The 19,310-nt window shown below is 62.5% G+C and carries 16 protein-coding genes; 6 read left to right on the top strand and 10 right to left on the bottom strand.

Annotation, left to right across the window (positions count from 1 at the left end):
- Positions 1–2: 2 nt before the first annotated feature.
- The 7 genes from glgA to EJ066_RS16890 form a co-directional block, all read right to left on the bottom strand.
- On the bottom strand, positions 3–1,448 hold the full coding sequence (glgA, locus tag EJ066_RS16920) for a glycogen synthase GlgA (RefSeq protein ID WP_126039866.1): 1,446 nt from the start codon (positions 1,446–1,448) through the stop codon (positions 3–5).
- 4 nt (positions 1,449–1,452) lie between these two features.
- Positions 1,453–2,718 (bottom strand): glucose-1-phosphate adenylyltransferase, encoded by a 1,266-nt coding sequence (gene glgC, locus EJ066_RS16915; protein ID WP_126039864.1) that lies wholly within the window; start codon positions 2,716–2,718, stop codon positions 1,453–1,455.
- Positions 2,719–2,752: 34 nt separating this feature from the next.
- Positions 2,753–4,966: a 1,4-alpha-glucan branching protein GlgB gene (gene glgB / locus EJ066_RS16910; protein WP_126039862.1), complete on the bottom strand. Its 2,214-nt coding sequence runs from the start codon at positions 4,964–4,966 to the stop codon at positions 2,753–2,755.
- A gap of 60 nt (positions 4,967–5,026) precedes the next feature.
- Positions 5,027–7,489 (bottom strand): glycogen/starch/alpha-glucan phosphorylase, encoded by a 2,463-nt coding sequence (locus EJ066_RS16905; protein ID WP_126039860.1) that lies wholly within the window; start codon positions 7,487–7,489, stop codon positions 5,027–5,029.
- 132 nt (positions 7,490–7,621) lie between these two features.
- Positions 7,622–8,404: an ATP-binding cassette domain-containing protein gene (locus EJ066_RS16900; RefSeq protein ID WP_126039858.1), complete on the bottom strand. Its 783-nt coding sequence runs from the start codon at positions 8,402–8,404 to the stop codon at positions 7,622–7,624.
- Between the two features lie 2 nt (positions 8,405–8,406).
- Complete coding sequence (locus tag EJ066_RS16895; protein WP_126039856.1) at positions 8,407–9,468, bottom strand: ABC transporter permease; 1,062 nt, start codon at positions 9,466–9,468, stop codon at positions 8,407–8,409.
- A gap of 153 nt (positions 9,469–9,621) precedes the next feature.
- A complete protein-coding gene (locus EJ066_RS16890) occupies positions 9,622–10,599 on the bottom strand; it encodes a sugar ABC transporter substrate-binding protein (protein WP_245455212.1) in 978 nt (325 codons plus the stop codon).
- Positions 10,600–10,842: 243 nt separating this feature from the next.
- Here EJ066_RS16890 and EJ066_RS16885 point away from each other — a divergent pair, with 243 nt between their 5' ends.
- The 6 genes from EJ066_RS16885 to EJ066_RS16860 all read left to right on the top strand — a co-directional run bounded on the left by EJ066_RS16885 (position 10,843) and on the right by EJ066_RS16860 (position 16,281).
- A complete protein-coding gene (locus EJ066_RS16885; protein WP_126039852.1) occupies positions 10,843–12,069 on the top strand; it encodes an ROK family transcriptional regulator in 1,227 nt (408 codons plus the stop codon).
- A 2-nt stretch (positions 12,070–12,071) separates the two neighbouring features.
- The gene (locus tag EJ066_RS16880) at positions 12,072–12,317 is read left to right on the top strand and encodes an RbsD/FucU domain-containing protein (protein ID WP_126039850.1); all 246 of its coding nucleotides are present in this window, start codon (positions 12,072–12,074) and stop codon (positions 12,315–12,317) included.
- Positions 12,314–13,237: a carbohydrate kinase gene (locus EJ066_RS16875; RefSeq protein WP_126039848.1), complete on the top strand. Its 924-nt coding sequence runs from the start codon at positions 12,314–12,316 to the stop codon at positions 13,235–13,237. The genes EJ066_RS16880 and EJ066_RS16875 overlap by 4 nt, the downstream gene beginning before the upstream one ends.
- Before the next feature lie 245 nt (positions 13,238–13,482).
- The gene (locus tag EJ066_RS16870; RefSeq protein WP_126039846.1) at positions 13,483–14,625 is read left to right on the top strand and encodes a DegT/DnrJ/EryC1/StrS aminotransferase family protein; all 1,143 of its coding nucleotides are present in this window, start codon (positions 13,483–13,485) and stop codon (positions 14,623–14,625) included.
- Positions 14,626–15,002: 377 nt separating this feature from the next.
- Positions 15,003–15,935 (top strand): complex I NDUFA9 subunit family protein, encoded by a 933-nt coding sequence (locus EJ066_RS16865; RefSeq protein WP_245454912.1) that lies wholly within the window; start codon positions 15,003–15,005, stop codon positions 15,933–15,935.
- Between the two features lie 109 nt (positions 15,936–16,044).
- Complete coding sequence (locus EJ066_RS16860) at positions 16,045–16,281, top strand: hypothetical protein (protein WP_126039842.1); 237 nt, start codon at positions 16,045–16,047, stop codon at positions 16,279–16,281.
- Between the two features lie 91 nt (positions 16,282–16,372).
- Here EJ066_RS16860 and EJ066_RS32075 read toward each other — a convergent pair whose 3' ends face one another.
- Genes EJ066_RS32075 through cysN form a run of 3 tightly spaced genes read right to left on the bottom strand, consistent with a single transcriptional unit; the run spans position 16,373 to position 19,308 of the window.
- Positions 16,373–16,531, bottom strand: coding sequence for an SDR family NAD(P)-dependent oxidoreductase (locus EJ066_RS32075; protein WP_245454911.1), 159 nt, complete (start codon positions 16,529–16,531; stop codon positions 16,373–16,375).
- A gap of 40 nt (positions 16,532–16,571) precedes the next feature.
- Positions 16,572–17,360, bottom strand: a complete 789-nt coding sequence (gene cysQ, locus EJ066_RS16850) for a 3'(2'),5'-bisphosphate nucleotidase CysQ (RefSeq protein WP_189644534.1) — start codon at positions 17,358–17,360, stop codon at positions 16,572–16,574.
- A 10-nt stretch (positions 17,361–17,370) separates the two neighbouring features.
- Complete coding sequence (gene cysN, locus EJ066_RS16845; protein WP_189644291.1) at positions 17,371–19,308, bottom strand: sulfate adenylyltransferase subunit CysN; 1,938 nt, start codon at positions 19,306–19,308, stop codon at positions 17,371–17,373.
- Between the last annotated feature and the right edge of the window lie 2 nt (positions 19,309–19,310).

The following is a 19,310-nucleotide window of genomic DNA, read 5'->3' as shown; positions in this document are numbered from 1 at the left end:
CTTCAGGCAACCCTTTTCGAAAGCAGCAAGCGATAGAGCTCAACGTATTTTTCCGCGCTTTTATCCCACGACACATCGGCCTTCATGCCTTGCCGCTGCATCGACGTCCAGACCGTCGGGCTGGCGTGCGCCTCCACCAGCCTGCGGATTGCATGCAGGAAGGCGCCAGCATCGGCGGGGGCGAACTGGAAGCCGGTCGCCACGCCCGCCGAAACGGCCGCTTCATTGGCGTCGATGACCGTGTCGGCAAGGCCGCCGGTGCGGGCGACGACCGGCACGCAGCCATAGCGCAGGCCATAGAGTTGCGTCAGCCCGCAAGGCTCGAAGCGCGACGGGATGACGATGGCGTCACAGCCGCCTTGCATGATGTGGGAGAGCCCCTCGTCGTAACCGACGACGACGCCGATGCGGCCGCGATGGCGGGCGGCGGCGGCCAGCAGCGCACCTTCGAGGCCGGCGTCGCCGGACCCCAGGATCGCCAGGCGCGCCCCCCTGGCAACAATCCCGTCGACGACCGCCGCCAGTATGTCCATGCCCTTCTGCCAGGTGAGCCGGCTGACGACACAGACGATCGGACTGTCATCGCGGTCGAGGTTGAAACGATCCTCGACGGCGGCCCGGTTGAAGTGCCGCGCCTTCAATGTCTTGGCGGTATAGTTGGAGACCAGATGCTTGTCGGTTTCAGGGTTCCATGTCTCGGTGTCGATGCCGTTGACGATGCCGTAGAGATCGACCGAACGCATGTTGACGAGCCCATCGAGACCCATGCCGAATTCCGGCGAGCGGATTTCCTGCGCATAGGTCGGGCTAACCGTGGTGATGGCCCAGGCGGCCTGCAGGCCGGCCTTGAGGAAGCCGACGCCGCCATAATATTCGACGCCGTCGAGCGCCATGGCCGCCGCCGGCAAGCCAAGCTCGCCAAAGATGCCGGCGCCGAACTGACCCTGAAAGGCGAGGTTGTGGACGGTGATCATCGACGGCGTGCCGACCGCCTTGCCGTAGCGCATATAGGCCAGCGTCATCGCCGACTGCCAGTCATGGGCATGGACGAGATCCGGCTGGTAGCCCGAGATGGCACCGGCGGCAACGTCGCCGCCAACCTGGCTCAACGCCGCGAAACGCCGCCAATTGTCAGGCCAGTCGGCGCCGGTGGCATTGCCATAGGGACCGCCGGGGCGATCGAACAGATGCGGTGCGTCGAGCACGAACAGGTCGAGCCCGGCGATCTGGACGGCATGGACCGAAGCCTTGCCGCCCTGCAGCAGCGGATATTGGTGAACGGCCTTCTTTTTCTTGAAGGTATCCATCACCTGGGGATAGCCGGGAACAAGCGTGCGCATCGTCACGCCCTTGCCGGCGAGCGCGATCGGCAACGCGCCGGTCACGTCGGCAAGCCCGCCAGTCTTGATCAGAGGGAATATCTCGGGCGTGACCGACAGGACCTGCATGCAACTACAACCCCAGTTTGTCGATCATGACCTGCGTGACGAGGCAGATGCCCTTTTCGGAAACGCGGAAGCGCTTGGCATCGAGAGCCGGGTCCTCGCCGACCACGAGCCCCTCCGGTATCCTTACGCCATGATCGACCACCACGCGCTTCAATCTTGCGTTCCGGCCGACATGGCAGTCGGGCAGCATGACGACTTCCTCGAGCGTCGAATAGGAATTGATGCGCGCGCCGGTGAAGATCAGGCTTCGCTTCAGCGAAGCGCCCGAGACGATGCAATCGCCCGACACCAGCGAAGAGATGGCCATGCCGCGACGGCCATCCTCGTCGTGCACGAACTTTGCCGGCGGCTTCAGCTCGGCATAGGTCCAGATCGGCCAGTCGCGGTCGTAGAGGTCGAGTTCCGGCGTGATATCGGTCAGGTCGATATTGGCTTCCCAATAGGCGTCGACGGTTCCGACATCGCGCCAATAGGCCTCGTTCTCGGCGGTCGAGCGTACGCAGGACTTGGCGAAGCGATGGGCGATCGCCTTTCCGTGCTCGACGATATAGGGGATGATGTCCTTGCCAAAGTCGCGGCTTGAGCCGGGTTCGGCGGCGTCGCGGCGCAATTGCTCCATCAGGAACTTGGTCTTGAACACATAGATGCCCATCGAGGCCAGGGCAAAGTCCGGTTTGTCGGGAATGCCGGGCGGATCGGCGGGCTTCTCGATGAAGGAGATGATGGTGTCCTTGGTGTCAACATGCATGACGCCGAAGCCGGTCGCCTCCATGCGCGGCACTTCGAGGCAGCCGACGGTGACATCGGCGCCGGCGTCGACGTGCTGGCGAAGCATCAGTTCATAATCCATCTTGTAGACGTGGTCGCCGGCCAGGATGACCATGTATTCAGGCCCGTAGGCCTCGATGATGTCGATGTTCTGGTAGACGGCGTCGGCGGTGCCTTCGTACCATTGCGTTTCCGACACGCGCTGGCTGGCCGGCAGGATATCGAAGCTCTCGTTGCGCTCGGGCCGCAGGAAGTTCCAGCCGCGCTGCAGGTGGCGGATCAGAGAATGCGCCTTGTACTGGGTAGCGACACCGAGGCGGCGAATGCCGGAATTGAGCGCATTGGAGAGCGCGAAGTCGATGATGCGCGTCTTGCCGCCGAAATAGACCGCGGGTTTGGCGCGCCGGTCGGTCAATTCCCTGAGGCGGCTGCCACGGCCGCCGGCCAGCACATAGGCCATGGCGTCGCGCGCCAGTGGCTGGGTTCGTTTTATCTCTGCCATTTTTATCCTCCCAAGTTACTCGCGCGAGACATCGTCAGTCCGGAGCAAATTCGAGCATGATCGTCGACAGCGGCGGCAGCAGCATCGTCGCCGAGATGCTTCCTCCTTCCGCCCGAGCCTCGACGGCGCCGCCATTGCCCTTGCCGGAACCGCCATAGTCGGAGCCGTCCGTGTTGATGATCTCGCGCCATCTACCTGCCGTCGGCAACGGCACGCGGTAATTGTCGCGCGGCACGGGCGTGAAATTGGAGATGATGGCGACCGGGTTTCCGCCCGGCGCGCTACGCAGCCAGGCAAAGACGGAGTTCGCGCTGTCGTCGACGATCAGCCAGGAAAAGCCCTCCGGCTCGCAGTCGCGCGCATGCAAGGCCGGGCGCGAGCGATAGAGATAGTTGAGATCGCGCACCGTCTGCCAGACGCCGCGGTGGAGCCGGAAATCGAGCAGGTTCCAGTCGAGCGCGCGCGCCTCACTCCACTCGCGGCGCTGGGCAAATTCCTGCCCCATGAACAACAGCTTTTTGCCGGGGTAGCCCCACATGAAGGCGTAATATGCGCGCAATGTCGCGAATTTCTGCCAGTCGTCACCGGCCATCTTGCCGAGCAGCGTCCCCTTGCCGTGCACGACCTCGTCATGGGAGAGCGGCAGCACGAAGTTTTCGCTGAAGGCGTAGACCAGGCCGAAGGTGATGTCGTTGTGGTGGTGCTTGCGAAAGATCGGCTCCTTGGAGAAATACTCCAGCGTGTCGTGCATGAAGCCCATGTTCCACTTGAAGCCAAAGCCCAGTCCGCCCTCATGCGCCGGCTGCGAGACCTTCGGCCATGACGTCGATTCCTCCGCGATCGTCATCACGCCCGGATGGTGGCCGTAGATCTCCTTGTTCATCCGCTGGAGGAAGCTGACCGCCTCGAGGTTTTCACGCCCGCCCTTTTCGTTGGGGATCCATTCGCCGGCCTTGCGCGAATAATCGAGGTAGAGCATCGAGGCGACGGCATCGACCCGCAAACCGTCGACGTGGTATTTCTCAGCCCAGAACAGCGCATTGTTGACGAGGAACGAGACCACCTCGCGCCGGCCGAAATTGTAGATCGCGGTGTTCCAGTCGGGATGGAATCCCTTGCGCGGGTCGGCATGCTCATAGAGCGCGGTGCCGTCGAAATTGGCCAGGCCATGCGCGTCCACCGGGAAATGCGCCGGCACCCAGTCGAGGATAACACCGATGCCGGCGCGGTGGGCGCCGTCGACGAACCGGGCAAAACCGTCCGGATCGCCGAAGCGGGCCGACGGCGCGTAAAGGCCCGTCGTCTGGTAGCCCCAGGACGGATCATAGGGATGTTCGGAGATCGGCATGAATTCGATGTGGGTGAAGCCCGTGTCGACGACGTAGGGGATCAGCCGGCCTGCGAGTTCATCCCATGACAGGAAGCTGCCGTCGTCGTGAAGTTGCCAGGAGCCGGCATGGACCTCATAGATCGACACCGCCTCGCGCCTGGGGTCGGCATTGCGCCAGAAATTGCGGTGTGCCTCGTCGCCCCATTCATGCGCCGGCGGAAGCGCCGTCACCGAAGCGGTGGCCGGGCGCAGTTCGGACTTGAAGGCGAACGGATCGGCCTTCAGCGGCAGCCTTACGCCATCGGGCCCGATGATCTCGTATTTGTAGGGCCGGCCGGCGCCGATGTCGGGAATGAACAACTCCCAGATGCCAGTGTCGCGGCGGACACGCATCGTATGCCTGCGGCCATCCCATTCGTTGAAGTCGCCGACCACCGAAACGCGCCTTGCATTGGGCGCCCAGACGGCGAAATGCACGCCGGACGCACCCTCGTGGGCAATGAGGTGCGCACCGAGCTTGTCGAACAGCCTGAGATGCGAACCCTCGGCAATGTAATAGTCGTCCAGCGGACCAAGCACCGGTCCAAACGAATAGGGATCGGTCAGCCACCAGTCGCCGCCTGCGTTGCGCGCATGATAGCGCAGCGGCTGGCGCTTTCTGAGCGACAGCCTGCCCTCGAAGAAGCCGCCTTCGTCGCGCCTGGAGAGGTCGCCCGCTTTCTTACCGGTCAGCGTATAGGCAGTGACGAGTTCGGCATGAGGGACGAAGCAGCGGGCAACGAAACCCTTGTCCGCCTCATGCACGCCGAGAACAGCAAACGGGTCGCCATGCGTACCGGCGACAATCGCCGCGACATCGCCGGCTGACGCCAGTCCGTCCGGCCCGCTTGTCGCAGCGGTCGCGCGCGGCTTCCTCATCAGGCAGTGACCTCCCGGGGGGCATCCGGACCACATTGTTTGTGGCCTCATGCAATCATATCAGACGGGCACGTTCCAGATTTCTTTCGCATATTGGCGGATCGTGCGATCGGACGAGAACCAGCCGACCCGGGCGACATTGCGGATCGCCTTGGCATACCAGTCCGGGCTGTTGCGCCAGACGGCATCGACGTCGCGCTGGGTGGCGGCGTAGGCATCGAAATCCGCGGCGACCATGAACCAGTCGCTCTGATAGAGGCCGTTCATCAGGTCGCGATAGCGTTCTGGATCGTCAGGCGAAAAGACGCCCGACGAAACGGCAGCCACTGCCTGCGCCAGTTCGGGAGAGGCTTCGATCACGGGCCGCGGATCGTAGCCGTTGCTGCGCCGCTCGGCGACCTCAGCGGTGGTCAGGCCGAAGATGAAGATGTTGTCGTCGCCGACGCATTCCTTGATCTCGACATTGGCGCCGTCGAGCGTGCCGACCGTCAGCGCACCGTTTAGCGCGAACTTCATGTTGCCGGTGCCGGATGCTTCCATGCCGGCGGTCGATATCTGCTCCGAGAGGTCGGCGGCCGGCATCATGATCTCGGCCAGGCTGACATTGTAGTTCGGCACGAACACCACTTTGAGCAAGCCGCGAACCGCCGGGTCGCGGTTGATGACCCTGGCGACGTCGTTGGCGAGTTTGATGATCAGCTTGGCGTTATGATAGCTGGGCGCCGCCTTACCACCGAAGAACTTGACGCGGGGCATCCAGTCGCGTTCCGGATGGGAGCGTATCTGGTCGTAGAGCGCGACCGTTTCGAGGATGTTCAAGAGTTGGCGTTTGTATTCGTGGATGCGCTTGATCTGGATGTCGAACAGCGCCGAGGGATCGACCTTGATGCCAAGGCGATTGGCGACGAGATTGGCGAGCCTGACCTTGTTTGCCCGCTTGACGGCCGCGAACTTGTCGCGGAAGGCGGCGTCGTCCGCGAACGCATCGAGCTCCTTGATCGCGTCGATGTCGTCGAGGAAGCGGTCGCCGATCGCCTCGCGGGTGAGCGCGGTGAGACCGGGATTGCACTGGATCAGCCAGCGCCGCGGCGTGATGCCGTTGGTCTTGTTGTTGATGCGGTCGGGGTAGAGCTTGTGGAGATCGGCAAACACCGTCTCCTTCATCAGCTCAGTGTGCAGGGCCGACACGCCGTTGATCGAGTGCGAGCCGACAAAGGCCAGATTGCCCATGCGCACCCGGCGCTCGCCGTTTTCCTGGATGAGCGAGATTTGGCTGATCTGCTCATTCGAGAACTGGTCGGAGGCGCGCGCCTCCAGCAGCACTTCGGCGTTGATGGCGTAGACGATCTGCATATGGCGCGGCAACAGCCGCTCGAAGAGCGGCACCGGCCAGCTTTCGAGCGCTTCGGGAAGCAGCGTGTGGTTGGTGTAGCCGAAGGTGCGCTTGGTGATGCTCCAGGCCTGGTCGAAATCCATACCGTGGACATCCATCAACAGGCGCATCAACTCGGCCACCGCGATGGCCGGGTGTGTGTCATTCAGATGGATTGCCGCCTTGTCGGGCAGCGACTGCAGGTCGCCATACTGGCTGAGATGGCGCTGGACGATGTCCTGCAGCGAAGCGGTGGAGAAGAAATATTCCTGCCTAAGCCGCAGTTCCTGCCCGGCCCTATGGGAATCGGCTGGGTATAGGACACGCGACAAGGCATCGGCCTTGTTGCTTTCGGCAAGCGCCCCGATGTGGTCGCCGGCATTGAACTTGTCGAGCAAGATCGGATCAATCGGCATGCCCGACCACAGCCGCAGCGTATTGACGCGTCTGGCCCGCCAGCCGACCACCGGCGTATCATAGGCGACGGCCAGAACGTGTTCGGTCGGCTTCCAGACGTGGCGCTCGAGCCGACCATCCTTCGAGGTGATCGATTCCACCGCGCCGCCGAAGCCGACCTCGAAGGAGCGTTCGCGGCGCTCGAACTCCCAGGGGTTGCCGTGATCGAGCCAGGTCTCGGGCAGTTCCACCTGCCAGCCGTCATGGATTTCCTGCCGGAACATGCCGTTGGCGTAGCGAATGCCATAGCCATGCGCGGGGATATCGACTGTCGCCATGCTTTCCATGAAGCAGGCGGCGAGCCGGCCGAGACCGCCATTGCCAAGGGCCGCATCCGGTTCGAGCGCGGCAATGATGTCGAGATCGACGCCAAGCGACGACAGCGCTTCGCGCATGTTGTCCATCAGGCCGAGATTGGAGAAGGCATCGCGCATGAGGCGGCCGATGAGGAATTCGAGCGACAAATAGTAGACGCGCTTTTCCTGCTGATCGTAAGCCTCTTTCGTCGCCTGCATCCAATGATCGACGATATGGTCACGCACGACCTTGATCGAGGCGGTGAGCCAGTCGTATTGCGTCGCGACGCTGGTATCCTTGCCGAGCCTGTATTTGAGGGCCTTCAAGACTTCATCGGCGAGCGCCTTGGGATCGGAGTTTTCGGGGATGGGAGCTTCGGATGTCATCGCGCGCGTCATGCTGCCTCTCGTGCGGTTGCCATGATCATACCGGCTTTCACTATTCCTCCCACCCCATGCTAGTGCATCTCACTAGATGTTCAATCGATTCAGGCAGCCAAGGGGCCACCAGCCCTGCGGCAATTTGGCGACTCAGGCGGCCAGCGCCGCCTCCGGCGGAAGCTTCGCTCCAGTCATGAAGGCGACGGCGTCGGACATCGTATATTGCTTGGGATCGATGACACAGAGGCGACGACCCAGCCTATGGATGTGAATGCGGTCGGCCACCTCGAAGACATGCGGCATGTTGTGCGAGATCAGCACGATCGGCAGGCCGCGCTTCTTCACGTCGAGGATCAGTTCGAGCACGCGGCGGCTCTCCTTGACGCCTAACGCCGCCGTCGGCTCATCCATGATGACCATCTTCGAGCCGAAGGCGGCGGCGCGCGCCACCGCCACGCCCTGGCGTTGGCCGCCCGAGAGCGTTTCCACGGCCTGGCTGATGTTCTGTATGGTCATCAGGCCAAGTTCGGTGAGCTTGTCGCGGGCACGCTTCTCCATTGCCGGCCGGTCGAGCATGCGCAGCCAGTCGCCCAGAAAACCCGGTTTGCGGATCTCGCGACCGAGAAACATGTTGTCGGCGATCGACAGCGCCGGCGACAGTGCCAGGTTCTGGTAGACGGTTTCGATGCCGGCTTCACGGGCCTCGATGGGCGACTTGAAGAGCACCGGCTTGCCGTCCAGCTCGATGATCCCCTCGTCCGGGATCACGGCGCCCGAGATCGCCTTGATCAGCGTCGACTTGCCTGCGCCATTGTCGCCGATCACAGCCAGGATTTCTCCCGGATAGAGATCGAAATCGCAATTGTTCAGCGCGGTGACGCGGCCGTAACGCTTGAGGAGGCCGCGCGCGGTGAGGATGGGCTCCTGGGTCATGATTACACCGAAACCTTTCTGATCCACTGGTCGATCGCCACGGCGCCGATGATCAGCACACCGGTGAGCAGCACTTTCCATTGCGGATCGGCGCCCATCATGTTGAGGCCCATTGAGACGACGCCGACGATCATCGCGCCGAACAGAGTGCCCAGAATAGAGCCGCGTCCGCCGAAGAGGGAAATGCCGCCGATCACCGTCGCGGTGATCGCCTGCAAATTGTAGTCGGTGACGGCGGCGGACGGCGAGATCGAGCCGTTGCGGCCGATGGAGACCCAGGCGGCGAAAGCGGCGATCAGCCCGGCCAGGGTGTAGACCGCGATCAGCACCTTCTTGGTCTGGATGCCCGACAGCTTCGCCGCCTCCGGGTCGTCGCCAACGGCGTAGACATGACGGCCCCATGCCGTGTGATTGAGCACGTACCACAGGATCAGCACCAGCACGACCATGGCAACGACGCCGAGTGTCAGCACCGCCGTGCCGACCTTGAAGTTCAGACCAAACAAATGCAGCAACGGCGCCTGGACGTCGACGTCGGCGTCGCGGATCGTCTCATTGGCCGAATAGATGAAGTTGGTGGCCATGACGATGTTCCAGGTGCCGAGCGTGACGATGAAGGGCGGCAACTTCATGTAAGCAACCAGCAGCCCGTTGAGCAGCCCGCAGGCCCCGCCCGCGGCAAGCCCGATCACCACGGCAAGTAAGGTCGGCAGACCATAGGTGACCGCGCAATTGCCCATGATCACGGCTGAAATCACCATGATCACGCCGATTGACAGGTCGATGCCGGCTGTAAGGATGACCAGCGTCTGCGCGGCCCCGAGAATTCCGACGATGGCGATCTGCTGCAGGATCAGCGTCAGCGTGTAGGACGAAAAGAACCGTCCTCCGATCGTGGCGCCGAAAATGGCGATCGCCAGAACCAGCACGATCAGCGGCACCGCAGCCGGAGTGGAATGCAGGAAATGCTGGATGCGCTTGACGACCGACGTACCGTGCTCGTCAAAAGCAGCGACGCTGTCGCTGCTCGAGATAGCCTTCTCGAATTCCTGAACCTGGCTCATGTTTCCTCCATTGGGCTTCAGCTACGCCGACGCCCGTTCACCATTCCCGATCTGCCGTCGGAATTGTTCGCGCTCGCGATTGCGCATCGTCCACCCGAAGCGGCCGGGGATCAAGCCCCCGGCCGATCGGTTGCGTTGCCTGTCAGACCGGCATCAGCCCCAGCACTTGGCCAGGCCTTCCTTGGTGTCGATGGACTTCACACCGTCTGCCGGCTTGTCGGTCACGAGGTTGACGCCCGTGTCGAAGAAATCCTTGCCTTCCGTCGGCTTGGGCTTCGTCCCGTCCTTGGCGAAAGCGGCGATCGCCTCGATGCCGAGTGCCGCCATCTGCAGCGGATATTGCTGTGAGGTCGCACCGATCACGCCCTCCGTGACCGACTTCACGCCGGGGCAGCCGCCGTCAACCGACACGATCAGCACATTGCCTTCGAGGCCCACGGCCTTGAGCGCCTGGTAGGCGCCGACGGCTGCAGGCTCATTGATGGTATGGATGACGTTGATGCCGGGGTCCTTCTGGAGAAGGTTCTCCATCGCCTTGCGGCCGCCTTCCTCGTTGCCGTTGGTGACATCGTGGCCGACGATGCGTGCATCGTCCTCGTCGCCGATCTTGTTGGGGTCCTTTACGTCGATGCCATAGCCCATCATGAAGCCCTGGTCGCGCAACACGTCTACCGTCGGCTGCGAAGGCGTCAGGTCGAGGAAGCCGATCCTGGCATCCTTCGCCGCGTCGCCGAGCGTCGCAGCGGCCCACGCGCCAATCAGCTTGCCGGCCTCCAGATTGTCCGTCGCGAAGGTCGCGTCGGCAGCGTCGAGCGGATCAAGCGGCGTGTCCAGCGCGATCACGAGCAGACCGGCGTCACGTGCCTTCTTCACCGCTGGAACGATGCCCTTGGTGTCCGACGCGGTGATCAGGATGCCCTTGGCGCCGTCGGCGATGCAGCTTTCGATCGCCGCCACCTGGCTCTCGCTGTCGCCGTCGATCTTGCCGGCGTAAGCCTTGAGGTCGACGCCGAGTTCCTTGGCCTTCGCCGAGGCGCCTTCCTTCATCTTAACGAAGAAGGGATTGGTGTCGGTTTTGGTGATCAGGCAGGCGCCGACGTCGGCGGCGGACGCAGCCGAAGTGAACGCCATCAGACCCAGTCCGGCCGTGGCAAAAACGGTGGACTTCAGTAGTGCTGTCTTGGTCACGATTTCCTCCCATTGATCCATTCCGGCATCCAAACGACTTTTCCCAGCGCCGATGCCTGCCCCAAGAGAATACCAGGCCGAGGTCGCTGTCAATAATTAAATCACTCTTATTTATTATTGACAGCGTTGCATCGTTCACCCATTCTGGCTCAAAAGCATTGAGGGGAACCGACGGGAGGAACAGGGGTGGAGACCGGCATTCCGAGGCACGGTTCGCCCGAGGCAGCCGAAAGCCGAATTCATCGCGGCACCAACCAGAGCGGCATGCGCGACCACAATGAGCGGCTGGTGCTGTCACTTGTGCGTCAGCACGGCAGCCTGGCCAAGTCCGACATTGCGCGCATGACCGGGCTTTCGGCCCAGACGGTTTCGGTCATCATGCGCGAGCTCGAGGTGGACAACCTCCTCGTCCGCCAGGCGCCGCTGCGCGGCAAGATCGGCCAGCCGTCCATTCCGATGGCGCTCAATCCCGATGGCGCCTATTTCATCGGTCTGAAGATCGGCCGGCGCAGCGCCGAACTCGTGCTGATCGATTTCCTCGGCAATGTGCGCTCCATGCTGCAGCATTCCTACCGCTATCCGGCACCGCGCGAGACGGTCGAATTCGTCACCTCCGGCATGAAGACGATGCGCGGCGAACTCACCCCGGCGCAGGACAAGCGCATTGCCGGACTTGGCATCGCCATGCCGTTCGAATTGTGGAACTGGGCCGATACGGCAGGTGCGCCGCGCGACGTCATGGACGAATGGCGCCACCGCGACATCCGCGCCGACATCCAGGCGCAGTGCGAGTTCCCGGTCTACCTGCAGAACGACGCCACCTCGGCCTGCGGCGCCGAGCTGGTGTTCGGCAAGGCGGGTGCGGCGCGCGACTTCGTCTATTTCTATATTGGTGCCTTCGCCGGCGGCGGCATCGTGCTGAACGGTCACCTTTTCGGCGGACCGACCGGCAATGCCGGCGCGCTGGGTTCGATGCCGGTGCCCGGACCGGACGGCAAGCCGACCCAATTGATCGACGTGGCGTCGATCGCCATGCTTGAAAAGGCGCTCAACGCGCGCGGCGTCGAGGCCTCGCATCTGTGGACGTCACCGGAGGATTGGGGCGAGATCGGCGTCGAGCTCGACGACTGGATCGCCTGCGCCTCGCAGGCGCTTGCCTATGCCATCGTGGCGGCGTCCTCGGTTATCGATTTCGAGGCAGCGGTGATCGACGGATGGATGCCGAAGGCCGTGCGGCGCCGGCTCGTCAATGCTGTTGTTGAAGCCATCGGCAAGATCGACGGCGAAGGCCTGAAGCTCCCAGCCGTTCGCGAGGGGACTGTCGGCATTCATGCACGTGCACTGGGCGGCGCCAGCCTGCCGCTTTCCGAGCGCTTCCTCATCGGTTCGACCATGATTTCCAGGAGTGCCTGAGCATGCTGGTCGAAATCCCGGCACCGCTCGGCCCGGAGCTCCTGGCGACGCCGCGTGCCATAGCGACGATGGGGCGGATCTGCGCCAGGCGCGCGCCAGGCCGCAAGGTGGTTGCGCTTGCCGGCGCCGACTTCTATCTAGGGGCCAGGTTTGCACACGCGATCGTCGCAACAAGCAAGCCGCGGCTCTACGCCAACATCATCATCCGCAAGGATGTAATCTATCCGCCGGAGAACAGGAAATCATGATCCTCTGTTGCGGCGAAGCCCTGATCGACATGCTGCCGCGCACCACGACGCAGGGCGAGCCGGCCTTTGCCCCCTATGTCGGCGGCGCGGTGTTCAACACGGCAATAGCGCTTGGCCGACTGGGAGCGCCCGCCGGTTTCTTTTCCGGCCTGTCGTCGGATCTGTTCGGCGGCCAATTCAAGGACGCACTGAGAGCAAGCCAGGTCAGTTCCACCTATGCGCACACATCCCCCCGTCCGACCACGCTTGCCTTCGTGCGGCTAGACAACGGCCACGCGACCTACACATTCTATGACGAAAACACAGCCGGACGCATGCTGACTGTCGATGATCTGCCGGAACTCGGCAGCGAGGTTGAAGCCATGCTTTTCGGCGCCATCAGCCTGATCTCGGAGCCGGCCGGATCGGCCTATGAGGAATTCATGCGGCGCGAGCACAGCCGCCGCGTCATGATGCTCGACCCCAACATCCGGCCAAATTTCATCCTGGACAAGGCCAGACACCTCAGGCGCATCCGCAACATGATGGCCATGGCCGACATCGTGAAGCTGTCGGACGAGGACCTCAACTGGTTCGGCGAAGCCGGCTCGCACGAGGACGTCGTTCGCAACTGGCTGGATCGCGGCCCGACGCTGATCGTCGTCACGCATGGCAGCGAAGGCGCCACCGGCTACAGCAGGGGTCACAAGGTTACGGTCGTGCCGGATAAGGTCAAGGTGGTCGATACGGTCGGGGCCGGCGACACGTTCAACGCCGGCATCCTGGCCTCGCTGCACGAGCAAGGCCTGCTGTCGAAGGAGGCGATCGCCAATCTGCCGGAAGACGCCATCCACAAGGCGCTGGCGCTCGGCGCCAAGGCTGCGGCGGTGACCGTGTCGCGAGCCGGCGCCAATCCACCCTGGCGGCATGAAATCGCCTGATTGGATAGCGATGCGCCTCGCTTTGCCGATCACTTTATGTTTCGCCGGCCGGGCGCGATGCGATATGAAGACCGTAGGATGCCCGACGAAGCCCGGATTTCCGGCATCTTCAAGGACGCGTCGAAGATCAGAGGTAACAGACTGCGACACTTGAGCAATTCGCGGTTTGCCCCGCGCGGGTTTCTCGGCCACGCCAAGTCTGCTACCAGCGGCCGGTTATCTGGCTAGGACCTTTTGAGGCCGACATGCAGTTCATCGATCTTGGCGCGCAGCGCGAACGAATCCGCGACAGGCTGAAAGTAGCCATCGACCGCGTCGTCGACGAGGGACGCTATATTCTGGGACCTGAGGTCACCGAATTCGAAAACAAGCTCGCCGCCTATATCGGCACCAAGCATGTCGTCGCCTGCGCCAACGGCACCGACGCACTGCTGCTGCCATTGTTTGCGGCGGGCATCGGCCCGGGTGACGCGGTGTTCGTGCCGAGTTTCACCTTCGCCGCCACGGCGGAAGTGGTGGCGCTGGCCAAGGCCGAGCCGGTTTTCGTCGACGTCGATCCCAATACCTATAATATCGACGTCGCCAGCCTCGAGGCGGCCATCGCCATGATCAAGGCGGAAGGCCGGCTGAAGCCAAGGGCGATCATTCCGGTCGACCTGTTCGGGCTCGCCGCCGACTACGAGGCGATCATGACCATCGCCAACCGCGAAGGGCTGATGGTGATCGAAGACGCCGCGCAGGCGATCGGCGGCTCGATCGACGGCAAGATGTGCGGTTCGTTCGGCACGGTCGGCTCGACCAGCTTCTACCCGGCAAAGCCGCTCGGCTGCTATGGCGACGGCGGCGCGATGTTCACCAATGACGATGCGCTGGCCGAACAACTTCGCTCGTTCGCCTTCCACGGCAAGGGCGAAACCCAATATGACAATGTCCGCGTCGGCATCAATTCGCGGCTCGACACGCTGCAGGCGGCGATCCTGATCGAGAAGCTGGCCATTCTCGAAGACGAGATGGTTGCCCGGCAAGCGGTCGCCAATCGTTACGCCGAAGGCCTCGGCGATATCGTCAAGGCGGCACGCAACCTCGACGGCAGCCGTTCAGCCTGGGCGCAATATGCCATCGAGACGCCGAAGCGCGACGGGCTCAAGGCGCATCTCGGGGAAAAGGGCATTCCCTCGGTCATCTATTATGTGAAGCCCTTGCACAGCCAGATCGCCTACCGCGACTATCCGCGGACGCCGACGGGTCTTGCCGTTTCGGAGGAGTTGCCGAAGCGCATCCTGTGCCTGCCCATGCATCCTTATCTGAGCGAGGCCGACCAGGACCGGATCATCGAGACGATCCGCAACTATATCGGGTCGAATTCGGCGCACGTCGCCGCCGCGTAGAGCCGCACGCGCACGATCACAACCTAGCCAGAAGGAATGTCGCCTTTTCGAGATCATCGACTAGGTCGCGTCCTGATCGCTGGCCGACATCGGCAGGATACATGCCAGACCGGCCGCACGATGACGCTCTGGGGGATCGCATCGACGAGCGCCTCGACCGCGATGGCGACGTGAAGTCCTGATTTAGACATTCGCACGCCTCTTTCACAACGATATCGGTCGTCGCTCGATCGACCCAGCGCCGACTGGAACAAAAGCCTCCCTGCGTTGTTGTCCAATCGTCCTGATGTTCGACGGGCTGGTTCATATGCCGGACCAAGGGCAATCCTCGCGGCAGGCGTTCGGCAGGCATGCGAAGACAAGGGATGGCAGGGCAAATGGATCGTGACGATCTCAACACAAAACGGATTGTCACTGTGTTCGGCGGAACGGGCTTTCTCGGGCGCAGGACCGTGAAGCGGCTCCTGGAAAGGGGTTTTACGGTCCGAGCCGCATCCCGCCACCCGGCCCGGGTAGGCCCGGTCTTTTCCTCGGCTGCAAGGATGCCCGAAGCCGTGGAGGCGGATATATTAGATGCCTCCTCGATCGGCTCGGCCATTGCTGGATCACAGGCGGTCGTGAATGCTGTCAGTCTTTATGTCGAGCAGGGCGTTCAGACTTTTGAACGCGTCCATGTGAAAGCCGCAGCGGATCTCGCCGCAGCGTCGCGCGATAGCGAGGTCGACCAATTCATCCAGATATCGGGAATCGGCTCCGATCCTCAATCGGATTCGAATTACATCAGCGCACGTGGACGCGGAGAAGTGGCCGTGGCGAACGCATTTCCCGGCGCCTTCATTGTGCGTCCCGCCGTCATGACGGGACCTGACGACGCTTTCCTTACGACCATCGTTAAACTGATACGCCTCCTGCCGGTCTATCCGCTGTTCGGCGATGGTGGCACTCGGCTTCAGCCGGTCTATGTGGCAGACATTGCAGAAGCAGTGAGCCGGCTGATCGACGGACAAATCCACAAGGGTTCATCGATATTCGAGTTCGGTGGCCCGCGGATCTATACCTATAAGGAACTGCTTCAGGAGATCGCGCAACAGGTCGATACTCACGTCCGGCTGATGCCGGTGCCGTTTGCGGTGTGGAGCGCACTGGCCGGCGTCGCGGAACTTCTTCCGGCCGCGCCCATAACGCGCAACCAGATCGAACTTATGCGTCACGACAATGTGGCAGCGATCGACACGCCAGGCCTGAAGGAACTCGACATCGAGCCGCGAGGCGTCGACGAGGTGATCGGCTTGATCAAGCAGCGTGCTTGAGGCAGGCGTGCGCTCGTCTCCTGGTTAGGAAAAATCGACGATCCTGACGGGAACTTATCGGCACGCGACAGGTTGGTCGAGCTTGAGCCAATGAAGAAGGAAAAGAACTATGGCCAGATGCGATCAATGCGGGAACGACTACGACAAGGCTTTCGAAGTGAAGCTAGCTGACGAAACCTACACCTTCGACAGCTTCGAATGCGCGATCCATAAACTTGCTCCGATGTGTCCGCATTGCGGATGCCGGATCGTCGGACATGGCGTCGAACAAGATGACGTCATCTACTGCTGCGCACATTGCGCCGCGGAGGAAGGTGCAAATGCGCTGACCGATCGCGCACCGTGATGCAGTCTACGATGCTGGATTCCGGCGTTGTTGACCAGAATATCGGGGCGGCCGTGGCGTTCGACAATTCCTTCGAGCGACGCCCTTGAGATCACTGCGTCATGACGTCGAACGGAAGGCCTTCGGCACCGATCCCTTCCGCCACCGTGGAGAGAGCGGCCACGTCGCGGGCATTGACGATCACCGTCCCGCCGTTTTCCGCAAGTGCCTTGGCCATGGCGAAGCCGGGGCCACGCGAGGCACCCGTCACCGATGCGACACGCCCTTGAGTGAGAACAACGCAATAATCGTCAGGTGGGCCCGGCTATTTTGCCGCTGGCGATGAAATGCGGATTGGCGAAGTCCTCGTCATCGCTCTGGTTGCGCTTGCCGTAGGCCAGCGGCTGGCCGTCGAGCATGCGCGTCATGCCGCCGGCTGCGCGCAGCACCGCATCGCCGGCCGCGGTATCCCACTCCATGGTGCGGCCGAAGCGCGGATAGACGTCGGCCTCGGCGCCGGCGACAAGACAGAATTTCAGCGACGAGCCGACCGAGACGATCTCGGCAGCACCCGCCGTGCGGATATAGGCATCGGTCTCGGGCGTATTGTGGGACCGGCTGGCGACGATGGTCAGTGGCGCCACACCCGCCCTGGCCGAAATCGGCCGGCGGCCGACGATCTGGTAGTCGCCGCTGACTTCGATTGCTTCCGCCCTGCCCGGCCGGCCGGAAAAGAAGCGGCCGGTGCATGGCGCGAAGACAACACCGACCTCCGGCACGCCGCGGCGAACGAGCGCAATGTTGACAGTGAAGTCGGTCCTGCGGTTGACGAATTCCTTGGTACCGTCGAGCGGATCCACCAAAAAGAAGGCGTCGCCGAGGTCAGGCAGAACGATGCCGGCCGACGCCTCTTCCTCGGCCACGCAAGGAATATCGGGGTAGGCTGCGCGCAGCCCGGCGAGGATGATTTTTTCGCTCTCGCGATCGGCCTCGGTCACCGGCGAACTGTCTGATTTCTGATCGACCGCGCAGCCGGCTTCGAAAACGCGCATCACCTCGCGCCCCGCCGCCAGGGCGAGGCGCTCGAACACGCCGAGCATCACTTCGTCGTCAGATGCCGCCGCCGCTATCGTATTGGTTTTCGGCAATGTCGCGCTCATTCAGCCAGAGTTCCAGGGCCTCCACCATCTCCTCGGCAGACTTGCCGAGCGTCTTGAGATGGATCTCGGGTTTTTCCGGGGTTTCATACGGTGAATCGACGCCGGTGAAATTCTTGATCTCGCCGTTCAACGCCCGCGCATAGAGGCCCTTCGGATCGCGTCTGGCGCATTCCTCAAAGGGTGTGTCGACAAACACCTCGATGAATTCACCGTCGGCCATCAATTCCCTCGCCATGCGCCGCTCGGCGCTGAAGGGCGAAATGAAAGAAACGATGACGATCAGCCCGGCATCGGCCATCAAGCGCGCAACTTCGGCCACGCGGCGAATATTTTCAACGCGGTCGGCGTCGGTAAAGCCAAGATCGCGATTGAGGCCATGGCGGACGTTATCACCATCCAGGATGTAGGTATGGCGGCCGGTGGCGAACAGCTTCTTCTCGAAAAGGTTGGCGATGGTCGATTTGCCGGAGCCCGAGAGCCCGGTGAACCAGAACACGGCGGGCCGCTGGTTCTTCATATCGGCGCGGCCGTGCTTGCCGACATCGAGCGATTGCCAGTGGATGTTCTCGGCGCGGCGCAGCGAATGCAGGATCATGCCAGCGCCGACCGTCGCGTTGGTGATCCGGTCGATCAGGATGAAGGCACCGGTCGTGCGGTTCTCGGCGAAAGTATCGAAGGCGATCGGCGCCCGCGTCGAGATGTTGCAAATGCCGACCTCGTTCATTTCGAGCGACTTGGCCGCCTCATGGGCGAAGTCGTTGACGTTGACGCGGTATTTCAAGTCGGTGACAGTGGCGCTGGTCTGATCGGTCTCGGTTCGCAGGATGTAGGAGCGGCCCGGCAGCAGCGCATGCTCGTTGAACCAGACGATGTTGGCGGCGAACTGGTCGGCGACCTGCGGCCGCGCCGACGGCGACACCAGCATGTTGCCGCGCGAAACCTCGACCTCGTCGTCGAGAACAAGGGTGATGGCCTGGCCTGCCACCGCTTGGCTCAGGTCGCCGCCATGCGAGACGATGCGCCTGACATGAGAGGCCTTGCCGGATTTGGCGACAACGACCTCGTCGCCTGGTGAGACCGAACCGGACGCAATCGTGCCGGCAAAACCGCGAAAGTCGAGATTGGGGCGGTTCACATACTGCACCGGAAAACGGAACGGCAATTCGACAACGGCTTCATCGACCGACACGGTTTCCAGATGTTCGATCAGCGTCGGGCCGGAATACCATTCTGTCTTGTCCGAGCGGCTGGTAACGTTGTCGCCGTAACGGGCAGACATAGGGATGGGCACGATCGTCTCGAAACCGAGCTTGTGCGAGAATTGCCGATAGTCCTCGATGATCCGGTCGAACACGGCCTTGTCGAAGCCGACGAGATCGATCTTGTTGACGGCCAGGACGATGTGCCGGATGCCCAGCAGCGAGGCGATGATCGAGTGGCGCCTTGTCTGGCGCAGCACGCCCTGCCGGGCGTCGATCAGCACGATAGCCAAATCGGCTGTCGACGCGCCGGTTGCCATGTTGCGCGTGTATTGTTCGTGACCGGGCGTGTCGGCAACGATGAATTTGCGTTTCGGCGTGGCGAAAAAGCGATAGGCGACATCGATGGTGATGCCCTGCTCGCGCTCGGCTTCGAGGCCATCGACCAACAGCGCGAAATCGACGTCGTCGCCTGTCGTCCCGTGCTTGCGCGAATCTCGCTCGAGCGCGGCAAGCTGATCCTCGAAAATCTGCTTGGTATCTGAAAGCAGGCGCCCGATCAGCGTCGACTTGCCGTCGTCCACGGAACCGCAGGTCAGGAAGCGCAGCAGCGACTTTTGTTCCTGCACCGCCAGATAGTCACGAATGCCGTCGGTGGAGGCGAGGCTCTTGGCCATGATGTGGCGCATGC

It is taken from the genome of Mesorhizobium sp. M9A.F.Ca.ET.002.03.1.2 (genome assembly GCF_003952365.1).
Lineage (GTDB): Bacteria > Pseudomonadota > Alphaproteobacteria > Rhizobiales > Rhizobiaceae > Mesorhizobium.
This window is presented reverse-complemented; position numbering and strand designations above follow the sequence as displayed.

Bases quoted from the DNA above. Each gene is read 5' to 3' on its own strand.
- glgA (WP_126039866.1), bottom strand. From the start codon at position 1,448: ATGCAGGTCCTGTCGGTCACGCCCGAGATATTCCCTCTGATCAAGACT.
- glgC (WP_126039864.1), bottom strand. From the start codon at position 2,718: ATGGCAGAGATAAAACGAACCCAGCCACTGGCGCGCGACGCCATGGCC.
- glgB (WP_126039862.1), bottom strand. From the start codon at position 4,966: ATGAGGAAGCCGCGCGCGACCGCTGCGACAAGCGGGCCGGACGGACTG.
- EJ066_RS16905 (WP_126039860.1), bottom strand. From the start codon at position 7,489: ATGACGCGCGCGATGACATCCGAAGCTCCCATCCCCGAAAACTCCGAT.
- EJ066_RS16900 (WP_126039858.1), bottom strand. From the start codon at position 8,404: ATGACCCAGGAGCCCATCCTCACCGCGCGCGGCCTCCTCAAGCGTTAC.
- EJ066_RS16895 (WP_126039856.1), bottom strand. From the start codon at position 9,468: ATGAGCCAGGTTCAGGAATTCGAGAAGGCTATCTCGAGCAGCGACAGC.
- EJ066_RS16890 (WP_245455212.1), bottom strand. From the start codon at position 10,599: ATGGCGTTCACTTCGGCTGCGTCCGCCGCCGACGTCGGCGCCTGCCTG.
- EJ066_RS16880 (WP_126039850.1), top strand. From the start codon at position 12,072: ATGCTGGTCGAAATCCCGGCACCGCTCGGCCCGGAGCTCCTGGCGACG.
- EJ066_RS16875 (WP_126039848.1), top strand. From the start codon at position 12,314: ATGATCCTCTGTTGCGGCGAAGCCCTGATCGACATGCTGCCGCGCACC.
- EJ066_RS16870 (WP_126039846.1), top strand. From the start codon at position 13,483: ATGCAGTTCATCGATCTTGGCGCGCAGCGCGAACGAATCCGCGACAGG.
- EJ066_RS16865 (WP_245454912.1), top strand. From the start codon at position 15,003: ATGGATCGTGACGATCTCAACACAAAACGGATTGTCACTGTGTTCGGC.
- EJ066_RS16860 (WP_126039842.1), top strand. From the start codon at position 16,045: ATGGCCAGATGCGATCAATGCGGGAACGACTACGACAAGGCTTTCGAA.
- cysQ (WP_189644534.1), bottom strand. From the start codon at position 17,360: ATGCTCGGCGTGTTCGAGCGCCTCGCCCTGGCGGCGGGGCGCGAGGTG.
- cysN (WP_189644291.1), bottom strand. From the start codon at position 19,308: ATGCGCCACATCATGGCCAAGAGCCTCGCCTCCACCGACGGCATTCGT.